The organism is Magnetospirillum moscoviense, from assembly GCF_001650635.1.
Taxonomy (GTDB): Bacteria; Pseudomonadota; Alphaproteobacteria; order Rhodospirillales; family Magnetospirillaceae; genus Magnetospirillum; species Magnetospirillum moscoviense.
Map to the genome: position 1 here is coordinate 1 of NZ_LWQU01000089.1, position 980 is coordinate 980.

The 980-nt window shown below is 62.1% G+C and carries 2 pseudogenes; both read left to right on the forward strand.

Annotated features, from left to right (window positions below):
* Window positions 1–342, forward strand: a pseudogene (locus tag A6A05_RS04270) (TrbG/VirB9 family P-type conjugative transfer protein); the annotation flags it as partial.
* Window positions 339–980: pseudogene (locus tag A6A05_RS04275) on the forward strand (hypothetical protein); the annotation flags it as partial. The pseudogenes A6A05_RS04270 and A6A05_RS04275, both read left to right, overlap by 4 nt.

The window sequence follows — 980 nt, forward strand, 5'->3', positions numbered from 1 at the left end:
GCCAAGTTCCACGGCTGGGCCGACTACAAGCTGTGGGGATCGGATGATTCGCTGAAGCCGGAAACGGTGTGGCGCGACGACTTCTTCACCTACATCCGCTATGGCCGCAAATGGGACGGGATGGAACTGGCGTCGGGTTTCGTCACCATCGATGAAATCGACGAGCTGGTGAACACCCGTGTCGAAGGCACGGTGTTCATCGTCGAAAGCGTGGCGCCGCTGTCCGGGGCGGCATCACCTATCAGGCCGCGCCGTGCGCCGACACCGGGCGGACCTTTGCGCACGAGGTCGTCTACACCGACCTTGCCGGCGGTTATGTCTGCACGCCGGTCACCAACATGACGACCAAGACGGTGACCCTGCAGTCCAGGAAGCGCATCACCGTCGATGGCACCCCGCAATTCATCACCGAATGCACCCCGGACACCTCGACCCAGGCGATCCTGCCGACCAAGGACGGGTGCAACAATCCCGCCACCTGGACCCACGACCTCGATGCCGGCATGTCATATGGCCTGGAACGTTTCTATTACCTGAAGGCCAATGGCAGCCGGGAATACGTCACTCAATGCCAGAATTCGGCCGTCACCTATGCCCATGAAGTCACCGAGACCGGCTATCAGCATCACGACGACCAACTGTGGTCCTATCCGCTGACCACGGTCACCATCACGGTGTCGGGTTCGCCCTACACCGTGGCGTCGTCGCAGGTTCTGGCCGGGGCGCCGCAGGTTCCCTATGTCCTGAGCAGCACCGGGGACCAGCCGAACGGCCAGATCCTTTACGAGGCCTGCAACGCCTATACCCAGACCACCAAATACCAGAACTGGCAGCGGCCGGACGGATCGGCATACGCCAAGGCGATCGGCACCGGGACGCCGACCGGACCGAGTTGGGCTTGCACCTACTCCGGTGGCGTAGCCACCACGGATTGGGCGCTTGTTTCTAATCCAGTCGGTTATGCCAACCTCGGTGGCGAA